At 58.3% G+C, this 17,918-nt stretch carries 14 protein-coding genes; 7 read left to right on the top strand and 7 right to left on the bottom strand.

Going from position 1 to position 17,918, the window contains the following annotated elements; genetic code table 11:
- The coding region (locus tag PROAA_RS04745; protein WP_281182237.1) for a flagellar motor protein MotB at positions 1-448 on the bottom strand (448 nt) is incomplete at its 3' end.
- A 30-nt stretch (positions 449-478) separates the two neighbouring features.
- The gene (gene motA, locus PROAA_RS04740) at positions 479-1,336 is read right to left on the bottom strand and encodes a flagellar motor stator protein MotA (RefSeq protein WP_186410238.1); all 858 of its coding nucleotides are present in this window, start codon (positions 1,334-1,336) and stop codon (positions 479-481) included.
- Positions 1,337-1,535: 199 nt separating this feature from the next.
- On the opposite strand from motA, the gene PROAA_RS04735 reads away from it, so the two are divergent.
- Positions 1,536-2,078 (top strand): NUDIX hydrolase, encoded by a 543-nt coding sequence (locus PROAA_RS04735; protein ID WP_186410237.1) that lies wholly within the window; start codon positions 1,536-1,538, stop codon positions 2,076-2,078.
- Here PROAA_RS04735 and PROAA_RS04730 read toward each other — a convergent pair.
- On the bottom strand, positions 2,072-2,761 hold the full coding sequence (locus tag PROAA_RS04730) for a TonB family protein (protein ID WP_186410236.1): 690 nt from the start codon (positions 2,759-2,761) through the stop codon (positions 2,072-2,074). The genes PROAA_RS04735 and PROAA_RS04730 overlap by 7 nt on opposite strands.
- 327 nt (positions 2,762-3,088) lie before the next feature.
- Here PROAA_RS04730 and PROAA_RS04725 point away from each other — a divergent pair, with 327 nt between their 5' ends.
- Together PROAA_RS04725 and PROAA_RS04720 are read left to right on the top strand one after the other, a co-directional pair.
- Positions 3,089-5,155: a ferrous iron transporter B gene (locus PROAA_RS04725; RefSeq protein ID WP_186410235.1), complete on the top strand. Its 2,067-nt coding sequence runs from the start codon at positions 3,089-3,091 to the stop codon at positions 5,153-5,155.
- A gap of 34 nt (positions 5,156-5,189) precedes the next feature.
- A complete protein-coding gene (locus tag PROAA_RS04720) occupies positions 5,190-5,780 on the top strand; it encodes a hypothetical protein (RefSeq protein ID WP_245664165.1) in 591 nt (196 codons plus the stop codon).
- Between the two features lie 8 nt (positions 5,781-5,788).
- Here PROAA_RS04720 and PROAA_RS04715 read toward each other — a convergent pair whose 3' ends face one another.
- The gene (locus PROAA_RS04715; RefSeq protein ID WP_186410234.1) at positions 5,789-6,502 is read right to left on the bottom strand and encodes a hypothetical protein; all 714 of its coding nucleotides are present in this window, start codon (positions 6,500-6,502) and stop codon (positions 5,789-5,791) included.
- 19 nt (positions 6,503-6,521) lie between these two features.
- The gene (locus PROAA_RS04710; RefSeq protein WP_186410233.1) at positions 6,522-7,433 is read right to left on the bottom strand and encodes an esterase/lipase family protein; all 912 of its coding nucleotides are present in this window, start codon (positions 7,431-7,433) and stop codon (positions 6,522-6,524) included.
- A gap of 302 nt (positions 7,434-7,735) precedes the next feature.
- Here PROAA_RS04710 and PROAA_RS04705 point away from each other — a divergent pair, with 302 nt between their 5' ends.
- The 4 genes from PROAA_RS04705 to PROAA_RS04690 all read left to right on the top strand — a co-directional run bounded on the left by PROAA_RS04705 (position 7,736) and on the right by PROAA_RS04690 (position 16,080).
- The gene (locus PROAA_RS04705; RefSeq protein ID WP_186410232.1) at positions 7,736-10,036 is read left to right on the top strand and encodes a CHAT domain-containing protein; all 2,301 of its coding nucleotides are present in this window, start codon (positions 7,736-7,738) and stop codon (positions 10,034-10,036) included.
- Positions 10,033-13,497 (top strand): two-partner secretion domain-containing protein, encoded by a 3,465-nt coding sequence (locus PROAA_RS04700; RefSeq protein ID WP_186410231.1) that lies wholly within the window; start codon positions 10,033-10,035, stop codon positions 13,495-13,497. The genes PROAA_RS04705 and PROAA_RS04700 overlap by 4 nt, the downstream gene beginning before the upstream one ends.
- Positions 13,494-15,227: a ShlB/FhaC/HecB family hemolysin secretion/activation protein gene (locus tag PROAA_RS04695; protein WP_186410230.1), complete on the top strand. Its 1,734-nt coding sequence runs from the start codon at positions 13,494-13,496 to the stop codon at positions 15,225-15,227. Before PROAA_RS04700 ends, PROAA_RS04695 begins: the two co-directional genes overlap by 4 nt.
- 115 nt (positions 15,228-15,342) lie before the next feature.
- Positions 15,343-16,080, top strand: coding sequence for a DUF8198 family protein (locus PROAA_RS04690; RefSeq protein WP_186410229.1), 738 nt, complete (start codon positions 15,343-15,345; stop codon positions 16,078-16,080).
- Between the two features lie 14 nt (positions 16,081-16,094).
- On the opposite strand, the gene PROAA_RS04685 is transcribed toward PROAA_RS04690, so the two are convergent.
- Positions 16,095-17,705: a penicillin-binding transpeptidase domain-containing protein gene (locus PROAA_RS04685; RefSeq protein ID WP_245664164.1), complete on the bottom strand. Its 1,611-nt coding sequence runs from the start codon at positions 17,703-17,705 to the stop codon at positions 16,095-16,097.
- A gap of 2 nt (positions 17,706-17,707) precedes the next feature.
- On the bottom strand, positions 17,708-17,918 hold a 211-nt coding region (locus PROAA_RS19035; RefSeq protein ID WP_245664163.1), incomplete at its 5' end, for a hypothetical protein.

Raw genomic sequence — 17,918 nt, 5'->3', positions numbered from 1 at the left:
ACTGCCTGAGCATCGAATTGCCTTCAATCAGTTTCTCGATGTCTTGCTTGAGCTCGCTAAGCTGCGCTTTCTCGCGCTTTTCGAACTCCTTGCGCAGTTGTTCAGCCTTTGCCTCTCTCAGATTCGGAGTTTTCTTCGTAGATTCAAGTTCGCCTCTCTTGACTTGACCGGCACTGCTGGTCAGGTCCTTGCCGCCACCCTTCAGTATACTTGTCGCGTCGCCCGCACCCGACCCGCCCTGCATGCTGACCTTGACCGGGTTGGTGAAATAGTCGGCAATTCCCTTGAGATCCCCATTTGCCGTCGAACCGAGCAGCCACATGAGCAGAAAGAACGCCATCATGGCCGTCACGAAATCGGCGTAGGCGATCTTCCAGGCCCCGCCGTGATGGCCGCCCGCCACTTTCTTGATGCGTTTGATTACTATCGGGCGTACGTCTTCGCTCATTCAGGATCCTCGCACGTTCATGAATGGCGACTACTTGCCCTTGCGTGCCTTGAGCTCTTCTTCAAGCTCAACGAATGTCGGGCGGTCTTTCGAGAAAAGAACCTTGCGCCCGAACTCGACCGCCACCTGTGGCGCGTAGCCCGACATTGAGGCCAGCAGAACAACCTTGACCACCTGATAGATTTTCGAACCTTCCTGTGCCTTCTGCTCCAGCAACGTAGCTATCGGAGAAATAAAGCCGTAGGAGATCAGAATACCCAGGAAAGTACCGACCAATGCGCCACCGATCATCTTGCCCAGCACCGCCGGCGGCTCGCCGACCGAACCCATGACGTTCACCACGCCCATCACCGCGACGACAATACCGAACGCAGGGGTCGCGTCCGCCACCTTGGCCATGATATGCCCCGGGACTTCAGTTTCATGGTGGTGAGTCTCGATTTCGACATCCATCAGATTCTCGATTTCGATGGCGTTGAGATTGCCGCCGACCATCATCCGCAAATAGTCGGTGATGAATTCCATTACATGATGATCCGCCGCCAGAACGGGGTACTTGCCAAAGATCGGGCTTTCATGAGGATTCTCGACGTCATTCTCGATCGACATCAATCCCTCTTTGCGCACTTTGGCCAACACCTCGAACAGCATGGCGAGAAGATCGACGTAGAGCGCCTTGTTGTATTTGGAGCCCTTGAAAAGCCCGGGCAGCGCGCCAACTGTCGTCTTGATGATCTTGAGGTCGTTTCCGGCGACGAAACCACCGACCGTCAAGCCAACAATCGCAATGTATTCGAGCGGAACCCACAAAGCCGCCAAACTTCCATGGACCGAATAGGTTCCAAGTGCCGAAGCCAGAATGATGACGTAGCCGACGATTAGAAACATTTACCTCTCCCTGTCATGCCACGTCATATCCGCAACTGGCCATGAATCCCGCTTATGCGGCATATTGTAGCGGGATGGCACGACAGGGCAAATAAAAACCGCCGTCAGAATCATCGGTGCTGGCGCCTCTCTCCCGGCACACATCGTGCACGATTCGCATATCGTATAGAATCGCAGACATGAATGATGGCTCCCTGTCATGAACTACTGCAACCAGTGCGGAGCAACGGTTGAATTGCGTGTCCCGCCTGGCGATACGATTCCGCGCCATATTTGTCAGCATTGCGGAGCGATCCACTATCTGAACCCGAAGCTCGTTATCGGATGTGTTTCCGAATGGGAAGGCGATATCCTGCTCTGTCGGCGTGCCATTGAACCACGCTATGGACTCTGGACCCTGCCTGCCGGTTTCATGGAAAACGGCGAATCAACAACACAAGCCGCATTGCGCGAAACACTCGAGGAAGCGTGCGCGCGCATTGAAGTCGACGCGCTCTTCTCACTGGTCAACGTACCGTACATCAATCAGGTGCACCTGTTCTACCGCGGGCGACTGCTTGACACCGCCTTTGCCTCGGGCGCGGAAAGTCTTGAGACAACACTCGTCCCCGAATCTGAAATACCGTGGGAAAAACTCGCCTTTCGCAGCGTTTCACTGAGCCTCAAGGCGTACTTTTCTGATCGCCGTGCCGGTCATTTCGAATTTCACGAATTCGATCTGCAACCGCTGGCCGGTTACTGATCGCTATCCAGACTGAACTTCACCGGCAGCAAAATACGAAAATCTCGCCCCTTCAATCCTTCGGGCAGCATCGTTATGCGTACCGCCTGCCGGATCATTTCCAGCGCCTGCTCGTCAAGAATGCTTCGACCGCTTGAGTTAACCAGCACGACCTCCGGCAGCGACACCAATGCATTGGCCTTTAAAGCGACCTCGGTCGCTCCCTCCCAACCCCGTTCCCGGGCCAACGCTGGATAGCGCTTGAAGCGTCGTGCAGCCGTTGCCAGTGAGAGACGATACTGGCGCATATCATCTGCATCGACTCCGGCACGACTGGCCGCCGGTGAAGCCGCCGCGCCCCCGCCTCCGCCGCCGTACGCAGTCTGGTTCAGTGGAGGCGTCGTGTAGGGTCGGGGATCCGGCGTGATCGACGGGGCTTGCGGCTCGGCAACGAGCGCAGCAGGTTTCTCTGGAACAACGATCTGTTTGACTGCGCGCCGACGAATTACGGGCTTGGGTGACTTGTCGGGTATCGATGCCTTGGCCGGCATCATCGGAGGCGTTTCGGCCGGGGCTTGGACCCGTTTCCTGGAATCACCCCTGCCGCTGTCAATCATCACGACGTTGATCGTCGTTGCCGGCATATCCACTCGCGCCGGCAAAGGGCTTGCCACACTGAGCAAAAGCGCGGCATGTGCAATCACGGATACAGTCAGGGCCCGCACCAATGTACGGCATGAGGAGGGCAACATCGATAGAAACAGAAAAATCGCTGAGGGTGTTGGAATGGCTGACCACTGTCCCACCTACGACTGCGTAGCCGTTCAGTAAAGTCCGAATCGGTTCGTGCGGACGACGATGGGTGGTGGACTGGCTTTGGTATACAGTCCGTCAGTCTAACATTTCGCCGCACATTCCGCTTCAAGACACTCCGCGACCTTCGTATTGACAAGACAGCTGGACTCCCATCGTATCCGGATACCAAGCAGCCGGTGTGCAGGTCGTTTAAAATGCAGTTTTCAAGTTGATCAATGCTCCAGTCCGGCACCTTACACACCCCTGCAGTGACGGCGATCCCGCTTCGCGGTCCGCTCCTGCGTGGCGACAGGCGTCCCCGTGTTGCGCTGATCGGCCGCTATGGAGTCGGCAAGAGCACCATCTTCGATGCGGCATCCAGCCCGGTCGTGCGTCACGAGCGTCTGGCTGGCGTTGGCGGCGCGTACCAGGAATGCGTGGTCGATGTCGGACTCGACCAGATCTCGCTTGTCGACCTGCCTTCCATTGACTCCCTGCATCATTTGAGCGAGCACGATCAGGTCGTTCTGATGTATCTGCTGTGGGGAGACCACTGGCCACTCGTTGCACCGCACGAAGTGGTCAATGAGTATTCGGATTTCCCCGCACCGGATGTTTTGGTTCAAGTGGTCGACGCCACGACGCTTGAGAAGGACCTCGAACTCAGCCTTGAATTGAGCCTTTTCGGGCGCCCTCTGGTCATCGCCCTGAACCGTGTCGATGAGGCCCGAAAGAAGGGCTTATACATCAACGTTCAGGCACTCAGCGAGCGGCTGGGTGCACCCGTGATCCCGACCATCGCGCACATGGGCAAAGGAATACTGAAACTCTTCGAGACGGTTCTGGACGTAACGCGGGAAAAAATCTGCCCCTTGCCACAGCCGCCCACCAGACATATCGCCGACAGCCTGCAAGCACTCAGGGCGGTCATCGCCCACCCAGAAATAGAGGAAGTTTTTGAGGTGCCGCGCGCGCTCCTGCTCTCGCAGCTCGCCGAGAACGACGATTATTTCCTGCACGCCCTCGGCACTCACTTCCCCAGTCTGCTACCCGACATAGCGCTGGCCCGCACAAAGGCAGAACAGATGCTGCCGCGCCCGCTCTCGGAAGAATTGCACGCCGACCGCCACCACCAAGCGGCCGTACTGTTCGAGGAAGTCACCAGTCCGCGCGGCGTTGACTCCGGTCAGGGCTGGCGTCGCTGGCTCGACGAATTGTTCCTGAACCCGCGTTGGGGACTGCTCGGCAGCCTGCTGGTCTTCGCTCTCGTCCTGCTGATTGTGTTCGAGATGAGCACGTTTCTCGACTCATTGACTTCGGCGCGCCTGGCAAACTGGGTACAGCAATGGCAACCCGAGTCGACGGCAGGCGTCGTCGGCCGTGCCGTGGCCGAAGGACTGATCGGTCTGGTCGGCATCGTCGTCCCCTACATGTTGCCGCTGGTTCTGTTGCTGGTCATGCTCGAAGAATCCGGCGTCATGCATCGTGTCGCGTTTGTCGTCGATCGAGGATTCCACCACATCGGACTGCATGGTGGTGTCGCCGTTCCCTTCCTGATCGGACTGGGCTGCAACGTGCCGGCGATTTCTGCCGCCGCAACGACGGGGTCGCGGCGCGAACGCATCGTGTCGGCCATTCTGATCACCTTCGTCCCCTGCTCGGCGCGTTCGGCGATCATCCTGGCCATCGGCGGCAAGTATCTGGGCGGACTCGGCGTATTCGCGATATTCATGCTGACCCTGTTCGTGATTGCCGCCCTCGGAAAGCTGCTGGCACGCCGCTATTCCGACAGCGCGCCGGGTATGGTTCAAGAAATCCCGCCCTTCGCGCGGCCGGTCTGGAGCAATGTCTGGCGCAAAACCTGGGAGCGAACCGAGGATATTGTCACCATTGTCACGCCACTGCTGGTCGTCGGCAGTGTCGTTCTGGCGCTGCTCAGTCACTTTGGCGCCGATGCACTGATCAACACGGCGCTGATCCCGGTGACATCGTGGTGGCTCGGGCTGCCGGTCGTGCTCGGCGTGCCGATCCTGTTCGGTGTTCTGCGCAAGGAATTGTCGCTGTTGATGATCTATCAGGCACTCGGAACGCTGGAGATCATGCCGCTGCTCAATCACGTGCAGATATTCACGTTTCTGATTTTCCTGACTTTCTATGTGCCCTGCCTATCGACGTTCGCCGTAATGCTGAAGACCCTGGGACGAAAGGAAGCCTGGTTGTCGGTGGCAATTTCGCTCGGATGTGCGCTACTGATGGCCGGTGCGGTTCGCCTGTTCCTCGAACTGGCGAGTCTTGTCTTTTAGTCACCCCTTGGACAAACCCCGATGAGGGGTGAGAATGGAGCGGACGAACATCACGCATATCACCATGGACCACTTGATCAAAGATTCCGCAACACTTGAGCTTTTCGCCTGGCTGAATCCGGACGATGAGTTGCCGGGCTGGGATGTCCTCACCGGCAGCTCTGATGGCGTAACCCTGCCTGAGGACCAATTCACCACCGTTCAGAACTACTTTGCCGAATACCATCTCGAATACTACCGACAACGGATGTACAGCGACTTTCCCAGTCGTCTGCACGCACTGCTCTTCTTTGCGACTCGCGTCGATGCCGACAACTACCGCGCCAAGCATCCGGGCCGTGTGTTCGGCAAATACCTGGCCCGCGCGGTCAGCACAGGGCCCTATACCGTCTCCTTTCACGATTCGAGCTGGCTGGATTACCTGCGCCTGCCCCACAGCCTGAACCTGACGACGCTACACGAAGTTGCCAGTTACTACTGGAGGGGTGCTTTGGTCGAGGAGATCGGCCTGAGTTTCATGAACGAACGCTGGCGCGAACCGCCGGTCATCGAAGCGCTATTTCAGGGAACGCTCGAACCACTTCATATGCAACAGCATACGCCCTGGCTGCCTGGATTTTCCTAGCCCCCAAGCTATTTTACCGGCGCTTTCATTCTCGCCTTCTCAGTTGGTTCAAGCGCCGGTCGAGGCTTCGGATCGGGTGACTGCGGCGGGACAAGTGGCAAGTGAACTGGCCGTTTACGGTGGTTCGTCACCGTGGCATGGCGCATGAAGAACCGGATTGGCGGCGCATTTTTCAGGACCTGTCCGACACCGTCAACAATGCTGGCGTCAAGCTGCAAGCTCTGGTTCAGTGGCGGCAAGGTATCTCCCCAGAACTCGGGCGGAATCATGAATTCGGTGGCCGTAAATCGCTGATTGACGGGACGTCCGTTGATGCTGACGACGAAAGCATCTCCGTCACCCAGTCGCAATGGCGGATCAACTACCACCCGCACTTCGAAAATGGCCGTGTTGGCGACGACACTGCCGTTGTCCTCGGGAGACACAATGGAAAAGCTGCGGTACCCGACTGTCGCCGCTTCCGGCTTCGCGCCATCCGGTTTTTCCGTCTTGGTGCCGTTCGATTTTGCTTCGGCCTTGGCAGGAGCGGCGCGCTTGGGCGCCTTTGGCGGCGTGACAATGTTGAGCGGCGGCAAAGTGACTTCTTTTGCGCCGCTTTGTGGCTTGTCAGAAAAGACCGGGCCATGATCACCAGGGGTCACATAGACGCCCTGCGCCACTACCGCTGCGCTCGGAACCATCAGAAGAGAAAACAGAACCAATGATGTTGTAAGTGTATTCATGATCGACTCCCGAAATTGCTCATTGCCCACCATCGGCACTGCCCATTTTCTGTTCCTCCAGACCGTCCAGCAAAGCCATTGCCACTCTCGGCGAATACAGCATGGAGAGGTGGCCCAGCCCGTCGATCGTCCGGCGTTGCGACCCCGAAAAATCAAGGTTCGATTGCGGTAACACGTAGCTGTCATGCGGACTGTAAACGTTCAAAGTATCGACCCGTGGCTCCTCGCTGGCAAGCGCCACCAGCCAACTGCTGCCCGGCGTCATCTGACGAGCATTCTCACCGATCCCGTATTTCGCCAGTTCGCTGCCCAGATGCGGCGTCCCCAGCGTGATCAGCCGGATCACCTTCGCCACTCCGTGTGTTCGCAGATAGGCGCGAGCCACCAGGCCGCCCATACTGTGCCCGACCAGAACCAGTTGATGCGCTCCGGTCGCAGCGAGCACCTCGTCAACGCGCCGGGAAACCGGAGCTACATAATTCTCGATGCTCGTATAGATCGGTTCCAGGCTGATCGTTGCCACCGCCCAGCCGGCTTGCTCGAGGCGACGACGCAGCCACCACCACGCCGCCCGAGAACAACCGTAACCGTGAATCAGCAGCAAGGGCGGACGTTCGCCCGTCGGCGTCAGGCGATCAGTGCCCATCCAGAAGCGTTCAAAGGGTGAAACAAGCACGAAGTTGAGGATAAAGGCGGCGCACTCACCGAAGAACATGCGAATGGCCTGCCAGATCCCGAGCGTTGGCGAAGGCGAATGGTGGAACCAGGCAAATGCATAGGTCAGGCCGGCTATCCATAAGCGCAGCCCCAGCACGCCGACCACAGCGTATAGCCCAGCGGCCAACGCTGTGGCATCAAGAAAATGCCAGGCCAGCGCCGAATATACGGCCAGCTCAAGCAGGATAAACAGGCGAAGAACGATTGCGAGCATATATGGAAATAGTCCTCGGAAATTCTGAAACGGATACCATGGTAAAACACACGATAACGCTGACAAGCTTGCAGGGTCTGCCGGACATAATCAACCACCATGGACGAATCCAAAATCGAAGCAGAAGAACAGAAGTGCGGCGAGTTGCTGCGCGGCAAATTTTTCGGTTTGGCAGGTGGTATTTTTTAACAGATTGCGCAGTCATCGATTGATATACTCAGAGGTCGTCACCAACTGCGGCCAGGAACAAATTTGCTCAGTTGGAGCCCCCCGAAGCCAGCAGCATGTGAGAGGCAACAAACGTGTGTGCGATTCAAATCCGACTCGCTTATTGCTTTGTCCTGGCCTTCCTCTTCATTCAGTCGGCCAGCGCTGCCGTTCCCACGACTGATTGGAACGCGGCCATTTCGGAAGGTATTGCCTTGCGCCAGCAAGGCAATATCCAGCAATCCATTGATCTCCTTGCCGCCACCAGAGACTCGGCAGGCAATCCGGCAACCCAAGCCACCGCGGCTGGCGAACTCGGCATCACCCTGCTCCAGGCGCATCGCTACAAAGCTGCAGAAGCGCCGCTCAAGCAAGCCTACGACTTCTTCCTGACGGGTACTGAACGCGCCCGCTACGCCGTTTTCTTGGGGAACCTGTACACAGTCCGCAAGCAACCAGACGCAGCCAGCAACTTCTATCAGGAAGCGCTCACCATAGCGGGAAACGATTTGAATACCCAACTCATCGTCGGGTTGAACCTCGCCCGATTGGCGGCGGACGACAAACGCCTGGAAAAGCTGGGGGCTGTATCACAACAACTTTCACAATCCGGCGACAGACCTGAACACATTCGCTACCACCTCAATCTCGGAAATCAAGCTCGCCTCCTTGGAGACCAGGGGCTGCGTCTGGCCTATCAACATCTCGACGAGGCGCGCAAGCTATCGGAGCAGGCCGACAACAGCCGTCTGCTGGTTGAATCCCTCGACGCATTGGCGCAACTCTATGAGGACCAGGGGCGTACAGCCGAAGCGGGGCAACTGACGCAAAAGGCAACAACACTCGCGCGCTCCTTGGAATCGGTGAATGTTGCCGACCTGCTGATCAATCTCGAATGGCGGCAAGGACGCTTGCTGAAGTCAGAGGACAAGGCGCCAGCAGCATTGGCCGCCTATCAGCGGGCAGTTGAGCAGATCGAAGCGGTTCGGCAGGACATTCCGATCGAAAACGAAGAGGGCCGATCTTCCTTCAGCCAGACTCTGGAACCAATCTATCTCGGCTATGTCGATTTGCTGCTCAGTCAAGCCAACAATCAGCCTGCGGCAGCACAAGCAACTTACCTGCGCCGCGCCATGGACACCTTCGAATTGATCAAGCAGACCGAACTGCAGGACTTCCTCGGCGACCGTTGCTCCATCGAGACGGCCCAGGGCGGTAGCGGTGGAAGTATTCCGGCAGGCACCGCGTTGCTATACCCCATCAGCCTCCCCGACCGCCTTGAATTACTGCTGGAAACACAGGCCGGAATCGTACGCCACATTACCCCGGTGGAAAGGGAAGTGCTGCACTCCACCGCCATCGCCTATGCTAATGTGCTGCGCCGTGGCGCTCCCGATTACATTGCCCTGGCGAAGCAACTCTACCGCTGGCTGCTCAGCCCATTTGACGAAGCCATCACCGAGCAAGATATCCAAAACCTGGTCGTTGTTCCGGATGGCGCCCTGCGCCTCGTTCCGGTGGGAGCGCTCCATGACGGAAAACAGTTTGTAATCGAAAAATATGCGGTTTCCATGGTAACCGGACTAACGATGACGAATTCCGCCTCGACAGCCGGACGCAAGTTGGTGTCGCTGGTCGCTGGTGTTTCGGAGCCAGGGCCTGTTGTCAATATAATGGCGCAACCATCGATCGTGAGGATTCTCGAACCCAGCACCTCGGCATCGCGTGGAGGACTGGCTCAGGCCGTGCAGACACGCTCCCTCAGTAGTGCCATAGCAGCACCTTCGGTGGAATCCACCAACAACATTGACCAACACCGGGACATTGAAAGGTTTCGCGCTGATCTTTCCCTGCCCGGCGTCAAGGATGAAATCGAGGCACTCAAGGACATCCTGAAAGGCACCACACTACTGAATGCCGACTTTACGGTTGGCCAATTTCAACGTGATTTTGGAACAGGTGACTTCCGCATTGTGCACATCGCCTCACATGCTGTCTTTGGCGGGAGTGCCGATTCAAGCTTCATCATGGCTTATGACGATATATTGAGCATGAACAGGCTGGAATCGATGCTCAAGAGTGAAAATTTCCAGAACAACCCGATGGAATTGCTGACCCTCTCGGCTTGCGAGACCGCAGAAGGCAATTTTCGCGCGCCGCTGGGCTTTTCCGGTGCTGCAATCAAGACCCGAGCCAAGAGCGTTCTCGGCACCCTTTGGCCGGTTGAGGATAATGCTGCCAAGTCGGTGATGAAGAAGTTCTATGGCGGCATGGTCAATGCGGGACTGACCAAGACAGAGGCACTGCGACAGGCGCAGCTCGAACTGCTGCACAGCCGTCAATTCGACCACCCTTTCTTCTGGGCACCTTTTGTGTTGATAGGAAACTGGCTATGAGTACCTTGAACCTGCCTCGATGCACATTTCTTCCATGGGCCATCTTACTGACGGGCGTCTTCTTCCCGCTCGCTGCGTCGGCGCAAATCGCAACCGATTCCAGCCTGGGTCAAGGCGCCCAAGTGCTTGCAGGACCGGCCTATGTCATTCCAGAAACGCTGGGCAAACTCTCCGGAAACAATCTCTTTCACAGCTTCGAGACCTTCAATATACAGGGTGGCGAATCGGCCACTTTCACAACCGCGACCGCTGGCATCAGCAACGTCATCAGTCGTGTGACGGGAGGTGCAGTCTCCCAGATCAATGGCACGCTCTCGCTCGTTGCGGCCAGCGGACAGCCTAATTTCTACTTCATCAATCCGGCCGGGGTGACATTCGGCGCCGGCGCCTGGATCAATGTACCGGGAGCCTTCCATGCCAGTACCGGCAACTATATCAAGTTTCCCGATGGCAATTTCTATGCGGATACGGCAAGCGCCAGCACGTTCTCGAGCGCCGAACCGGCTGCGTATGGCTTTCTCGGAGCGACAACGGCACCTCTCATTGTCAAGGATTCCGTTCTGTACAACCCCGCAGGCGGCATTGCGCTCACGGCAGGTGATTTGACAATTGATAATGCCATTTTGCAGACAGGTAGCGGCGACATCCGCATTGTGGCGAACGGCGCCGGGCCTGCGGAAATCGGCACGTCCGGTGCGCTCCCGGCGGCCAGCGGCCTCCTGGACATCAGCAACGGAAGCTTCGTTTATACCGCTGCCGGAGGCAATATCGGCATCAGCGCCGGAGACGCCGCTATACGCGGCGGCGCCCTGATCGCTACAGACACCTCGGTCGCCAACCCGGCAGGGGCTATCACGATGACACTTGCCAATCTGGCGATCGATGGAGCCAGAGTAATAAGTCGGACCGTTGGCTCGGGCAATGCGGGCGCGCTCGCAGTTGATGTTGCCGATTCCATCGTGCTCAGCAACGCCAGCCAGATTTCCAGCGACAGCTTTGGTTCTGGTCACAGCGGCACTATCAGCTTACACGCCAGCAACGATATCAATATTCTTACGGACAGCTTTGTCTCATCCGACAGTTATGACGCCGGGAATCCAGGAACCATCAACATATCCTCACACAACCTGACTGTAGATGGTACCGGCGGCCAGTCTCTCACACAGATATCCAGCCAGGCATTTGGAGTCAGTCAAGGCAATGTGGGGTCGATCAACACCACGACGTCTGGAACCTTGAGCCTGATTCACGGCGGCAAGATAGTCACCTCCACATACGCTCCGGGCGGTGCGGGTGACATCCAGGTCGCTACAGGCACCCTGCTGCTTGACGGTCGTAACTATGGCGGCTCAACCGGCATATTCAGCACGGCCGATTTCTTTTCCAGTGGCAATGCCGGCACGGTGAATGTCGATGTGGCGGGTGATGCGCAGATCCTCCACTACGGAGGCATTTCGTCAGACACATGGAGCCAGGGCAATGGTGGCAACGTCGTTTTCAAGGCGAATAATCTGCTGATTGATGCGATGGGAAACGGCGCTGGCGCTGGCATTACCTCTGAAGCGAGAGCCGGCAGTGCGGGACAAGGTGGCTCGGTCGTGGTCGATGTTACGGGCCATCTGCAGCTTGCCGAGCTCGGGTTCATTTCTACGGCGACCTCAGCCCAGGGAAACGCCGGGCCGGTGTCCGTAATGGCGGGCCAATTGACAATCGATGGAAAGGCCTCCGGACTTGCAGCCATTGACAGCTCCAGCCTTACGGGTAGCACAGGTAACGCTGGACAGGTTTCTGTGACCGTGGCGGGGGATACTTTGTTAACCCACGGTGGCCTTATTCGTTCAGATACTCAGACAGCGGGCCAAGGAGGTACTGTTGCGGTTTCCATCGGAGGCGATCTACGGGTCGACCAGGACGGGCGCATTTCCTCGGCAGCGAATAATAGCGGCAATGCCGGCAATGTCGGAATCAACGTAAGCGGAAATCTGGATGTCGGTGGGGGTGGGCAAATCCGATCGAACACATATGGAAGCGGCAACGCCGGCCAGATCGATATCAGCGCCAGTCAGGTCAATCTGGCCCGTGGCAATATCGATGACTGGGCCTGGATACGAAGCGACACGAGCGGCTCTGGTGCAGGCGGGTCGGTCAACGTCAGGGCCACAAAAAGCATCAATCTGTCCGAAGGCGGTTTCATTAGTTCAGATTCCTATAGTACTGGCAACTCCGGTACGGTTTCGGTCAGCGCCCCAAGCATCCAGATCGGCGGCGGCTTGTTACTGTATGGAGCGGCAATCTCAAGCGATGCCTATGCAGCAGGCAATGCCGGGCGTGTAGAAGTGGCCGCCCAGACGCTAACGATCGAAGGCGGCGATTCATATTTTCCAACGGGAATTGCCAGTCGCAGCGCTTACGGGAGTTCGGGCAACGCCGGCACGGCCGATGTCAATGCCAGCGGTGCACTCAACGTACTGAGCGGCGGTGTCATCACTTCGAGCACGGGAGGTTCCGGACGTGGCGGCGAGGTGCTGTTGAGGGCGGGCCCCATTGCGGTCAACGGAACGGGCAGCCAGATCGGTGCCGCCGCATCATCGTTCTCTACCGGGCAGCCGGGGAGTGTCACGGTGCTTTCCGATAGCACGATAGCTCTTGGAGCCGGCGGGGCCCTCAGCATTGAGAACGATGGAAATAATGCCCAACCCTCTACCGTGACTCCCACAACGTTGACCGTCCAGGCAGTCAATCTGACCATGAACAGTGGCTCAATCAAGGCAAACTCGACCGGTAATGTTGATGCGGGCACGCTCCAGATCGGTTTCAGCGATCAGCTTTCACTCATTCTGAGCAGCATCACGACGAGCGCAAATTCCGGAAATGGTGGAGCTATCAACATCCAGGGCGGGCAACAGATTTACCTGCAGGACTCCCAGATTACGACGTCAGTGCAGGGCCTGACCGGCAATGGCGGCGATATCAATCTCAGCGCGAAGGCCCTGGTGATGAACACCGGCTTCATCCAGGCCAACACCACTGCCCAGAACGCTACAGGCGGGAACATAGCCATCAACGTGCAAACCCTGCTGGCCAGTGGAAATACGCTATTCCTGGGCGGGCAGACACCTTATACCTTCGCGCCTGGAGTTTTCGGCTTTAACGTCATCCAGGCTGCGGCGCCTACGGGGATCAGCGGCACGGTCAATGTCACTGCTCCGGTACTGGACATTTCGGGGGCCTTGACCGGACTGACTGCCAAGGTGGTCGATTCGGGCGGTCTGGGTCGCAATCCCTGCCAGACTACCGTCGGCAGTTCGCTTTCCCAAGCCGGGCGCGGTGGTTTTCCGGCATCGTCCCTGGATCTTCTCGGCCCGGAGTCTACGCCGAAGGCGGCAAGCGCGGTAAATCGCCTGCCAAGTATTGACCTGATGGGTTTGGCCTATATTGGGCATGAGTGTGCCAAAGCATGACCGATCTAACCCGGCAAGCTGCTGGCAGGGGATGGCGGTATCGATGTGCCTTGCTGACAACTCTGGCAGTTTATGCATTGGCTCCACAGCTTGCGCGCTCGGTCGAAGCGACTGATCACCTGAACGTTCAGGAGCCGGCGGCTCCGAGCTATCTCACCGCCCCCCCGGCAGGTTCGTTCCGATTGCCGCCGATTGACCCGCTGCTCGCGCCGCCCGTTCCCGAACGCACGGAAACAGTGCTGATCAACCACATTGTCTTTCGGGGCAATGCGGTCATCTCCACCAGCGAACTCGATGCGCTGGCCGCACCTTATCTTGGCAAACGGCTGAATGAGGCTGACCTGGAGGCCTTGCGACTAAAGCTGACCAGGTACTATATTGATCAGGGATATATCAACTCCGGCGCACTGTTTGGAAACAACGCCCTGACTGGGGATACGCTGACGATCGACATCGTGGAAGGACGGCTCCAGGCAATCCGACTTGCCGGAATGGAGCGGCTGGATGATGACTACGTGAGCAAACGTCTTTCCCGTGACCCTGAAGCCGTGCTCAATATTGACCAGCTACGCGAGCGCTTTCAATTATTGCTGGATGACCCGTTGTTCAAGCGCATGAACGCCCGGATGACGCCGGGAACCAAACTCGGCGAAGCCATTCTTGAAGTGGATGTAGAACGAGCACGGCCTTACCAGTTATCTGCCTACGCCAACAATTATCGCCCGCCTTCGATTGGCACGAGTGCGCTCGGACTCAGTGGCTGGGTGCGCAATCTCACAGGGCATGGCGACTATCTTGAGGCGACCATTCAAGGTTCGTCAGAGGATTCACGAAGCACGCGCAACAGCATCGGCTGGTTCATGCCACTCAACACGCTCGGAACCCAACTGTCGGTGCAGTACTACCGAGAACAATCCGTCGTCGTCGAAGAACCGTTGACGAGCCTCGACATCAAAAGCATTCAGGACAGCCTGGATGTAGGTCTAAGCCAGACTTTCATCGAGACGCTCAATCACAGACTGACTCTCGGGCTCAACTTTGTGGATCGGAAGAATCGCACATCGGTAGGAGGTATTCCATTTTCATTCATTCAGGGTGAACCCAGTGGGGAGACCAAGGTTTCTGCCTGGCGGTTTTGGCAGGAATACAGTTATCGCTCAGAGCGCCAGGTGTTTGCCGCACGTTCTACCTACATTTCCGCCCGCAACAACCTGCAGGACATCGTCGGGCTGCCAGCGACGACCGTGGTTCCGTTCGATCACCAGTATGGCTTCTGGCTCGGGCAGGTGCAGTATGCACGGCAGATGGCAGACAATGGCACCCAGATCATCCTCCGCGGTACGACGCAGCAAACTTCGCACAAGTTGCTACCGCTCGACCAGATGTCAATCGGCGGCGTCTACACGGTACGAGGTTATCGGGAAAACCAACTGATTCGGGACAAGGGAAACATACTCAATATCGAACTCGATTACCCGCTCGTTCGCCAACCGGGCGACGGGTTCAATTTTTCGGTGATACCGTTCTACGATGTCGGACGCGGCCAGGATCAACACGGGCCGGCCACGACGATTTCATCCGTCGGGGTAGCAACCCGTCTGCGCTGGAAAGGAGTCAGACTGGATGTCTCCATGGCAAAGCGTCTGAGCCATCCCGATTACATCACCTCAAGCGGCGGCACGCTACAGGACAAAGGCATAGAGCTGCAGCTGGCTTATGATTTTTTCTGAGCAAACGCATCGGCGTGAGATGCCTATGATTGTGGGTAATGGCGGCTACGCTGCCGCTAAAAGGTCGGCGGAATCTTGCTTGAAAGATCCTGTCAGCCGGACGTAATCTATCACCATGGATGAATCCGAACTCGAAGCGGAAAAACAGAAGTGCGGCGAACTGCTGCGCCGCCACCTGCAGGCGGCCAAGGCGCTCCGGCAACGCGCCAACAAGTCGCCCGCCACCGCGCGCAAGCGCTTGCTTCTGCGTGAGTGGCAAGCCGCCCGCCTCGCCCGATGTTATGCCGATCTGCTGGCCAGCGAACGCTATGCTCAGTCTGCACGCTTCATACTCACCGACCTCTACGGCCCGAAGGACTTCAGCAGCCGCGACGACGAAGTCGAAAAAATTCTGCCTCTGCTGCTCAATCTGCTTCCGCTCTCTGCCCTGCAAACCATTACGCTGGCCGTAGAAATCGACGCGCTGACCGAGAAACTCGACGCGGCGACAGTCGTCGAACTGGATCGCGCCGGAATGATCGACCGCATTGATGAAGACAACTACGCAGACGCCTACCGGCGCGTCCGCCGCCAAAAGGATCGCATGCGTCAGATCGCTCTCATCCGCAAGACGGGCGATGCGCTGGAAAGGCTCGCCAGGAAACCCCTGGTCTCGACCGTGTTGAAACTGATGCGCCGCCCGGCTCACCTCGCCGGGCTCGGCGATTTGCACGCCTTTCTCGAAAACGGCTTCGATACCTTTCGACGCATGGGCCGCGCCGACGAGTTTCTCGATTGCATTGAAGACAGGGAACGGAAGCTGGTCAGCAATCTGTTCGATGGTGTTGCACGGCCTTTTGATCTACTCGCCTGAGAAAGATTTCCCGGCTATTTCGCCCGTTTTCCCTTGAGCGCCCGAACCTCAAAACGGACCGTTTCCAGTTCGCGACCGTTTGCATCGGCCAGGACCAGATGGTGATGTCCGGGAGACGGCCTCCAGAGCACATCGTCTGACGCCATTCCCGCAGGCTTGCCGTCGATTCGCCACTGCCAACCGGGAGCGGGCGAGCCGGAAAGTTGCAATGCGATGCGCTGGCGTTCGGGCGGAATATCCGCATCGAGCGCGATGATCGTCCCCTGCCCCGGATAGGCGATGTGCGCCAGCGCCTTGCCTTCGGCTAACCGAACGACGCTCATGCCGGTACCGGCGACAAACCATTCCTGTCGCGCGACTTCATCGATCTTGTCGGCTGGCTCAAAACGGATCGATTGGCGCGCTACGCCTGCGGGTGGTGGCTTGGCCACGCTTGGCGGATGACTGCCGCCGCGATGCAGGCGGTCCATCACCTCGCGCCAGATCGGCGCCGCGCCTGAAATTCCCGACACATCGTGCATCGCTTCGCCGGCCGCGTTGCCGACCCACACGGCGACCGTATAGCGCGACGAGAATCCAACGCACCAGTTGTCGCGCATGTCCTTGCTGGTGCCGGTTTTCGCCGCACTCCAGTACGGTGTGGCGAGCCACGATTCGAGTCCGAAGGTACCGACGCGCGCGGCACGGTCGGAAAGAATGTCGGCGACGATGAATACTGCCGCAGCGTCCGCTACCCGTCGTGAGGCGAGTTCAGGCTGTTTCGAGCGCTCTGATTTAGCGGCAAAGACGCCGCTACACCCACCTTCGACGCAGGGTCGATGGCTCGCCCCCTGAGTTACATGCAAGGGTGACCACAGGCCACCGTTGGCCAGCGTACGGTACCCATTGGCCAGCATCAGCAGGGAGGTTTCGGCCGAACCGAGCGCCAGACTGAAGCCATAGTGCTCGCCGTTCTCGGTCAGGCTCTTGAAGCCGAAGGCGTACAGGTGATCGCGGAAAGCCTCGGGCCCGATACGCACCAGCGTGCGCACCGCCGGCACGTTGAGCGATCCACCGAGCGCCATGCGCGCGCTGACCCAGCCGCGATACTGCGGCTCGTAATTCTGCGGCACGTAGAGGCCGTTGCCGGTCGTCAACGCGAGCGGCGAATCGTCAATCAGTGAGGCGGCCGTCAGGTCGCGCCGTTCGAACGCCAGCGCATACAGAAAAGGCTTGAGCGTCGATCCCGCCTGCCGCAGCGCGGTCACGCCATCCACTTCCGGCGCATCGGACAGGGCCCCGCTAGAACCGACCCAGGCCAGCACCTCGCCCGAGGCGTTATCGAGCACCAGCACCGCGCCGTCTTCCGCATTCTGCCTAGCGATCCCCCGCAACTGCCGTTGCAGCGTGGCCACCGCAAATCGCTGGAGGTCGGCGTCCAGCGTGCTCGTCAGCCGTTGCCCCGGCTGCGTGAGCAGCTTCTGCGCCAGATGCGGCGCCAATCCCGGAGACTGTTCAGCCCCAAGCCAACCGGCACTGTCAAATCGGTCGCGCAAGCCGCCGGAAAGCGCCAATCGCGCCAAGCCATCCAGCCCTTCGCAATCTGCGCTGGCACCCTGCTTCATCTGCGCCATTGCCTGCAACATCGTCAAGCTCGTCGAGCAGGCCGATGAGCTGCCAGAGCCCGCAGGAAAGCGGGGGAAACGTCTTCGATCCGCGTCCACGGCAAACTGCGCTGCGTCATGTCGATGCGCGTACTCTGCAATGGCCGGCCATCGCGGGCGAGCAGCAGGGCATCGGACGCGATGTAGGCTGCGCGCACCTCGGAAAACGAAGGTACCGCCGACGCCGGCACGCAA

It is taken from the genome of Candidatus Propionivibrio aalborgensis (assembly GCF_900089945.1).
Taxonomy (GTDB): domain Bacteria; phylum Pseudomonadota; class Gammaproteobacteria; order Burkholderiales; family Rhodocyclaceae; genus Propionivibrio; species Propionivibrio aalborgensis.
The sequence above is the reverse complement of the archived record's forward strand: the minus strand, read 5'-3'. Positions and strand labels throughout refer to the sequence as shown.

What these genes read in the sequence shown, in the direction of transcription:
- PROAA_RS04695 (WP_186410230.1), top strand. Translation starts at nt 13,494, where the DNA reads ATGACCGATCTAACCCGGCAAGCTGCTGGCAGGGGATGGCGGTATCGA.
- PROAA_RS04735 (WP_186410237.1), top strand. Translation starts at nt 1,536, where the DNA reads ATGAACTACTGCAACCAGTGCGGAGCAACGGTTGAATTGCGTGTCCCG.
- PROAA_RS04710 (WP_186410233.1), bottom strand. Translation starts at nt 7,433, where the DNA reads ATGCTCGCAATCGTTCTTCGCCTGTTTATCCTGCTTGAGCTGGCCGTA.
- PROAA_RS04690 (WP_186410229.1), top strand. Translation starts at nt 15,343, where the DNA reads ATGGATGAATCCGAACTCGAAGCGGAAAAACAGAAGTGCGGCGAACTG.
- PROAA_RS04725 (WP_186410235.1), top strand. Translation starts at nt 3,089, where the DNA reads ATGCTCCAGTCCGGCACCTTACACACCCCTGCAGTGACGGCGATCCCG.
- motA (WP_186410238.1), bottom strand. Translation starts at nt 1,336, where the DNA reads ATGTTTCTAATCGTCGGCTACGTCATCATTCTGGCTTCGGCACTTGGA.
- PROAA_RS04715 (WP_186410234.1), bottom strand. Translation starts at nt 6,502, where the DNA reads ATGAATACACTTACAACATCATTGGTTCTGTTTTCTCTTCTGATGGTT.
- PROAA_RS04700 (WP_186410231.1), top strand. Translation starts at nt 10,033, where the DNA reads ATGAGTACCTTGAACCTGCCTCGATGCACATTTCTTCCATGGGCCATC.
- PROAA_RS04720 (WP_245664165.1), top strand. Translation starts at nt 5,190, where the DNA reads ATGGAGCGGACGAACATCACGCATATCACCATGGACCACTTGATCAAA.
- PROAA_RS04685 (WP_245664164.1), bottom strand. Translation starts at nt 17,705, where the DNA reads ATGTTGCAGGCAATGGCGCAGATGAAGCAGGGTGCCAGCGCAGATTGC.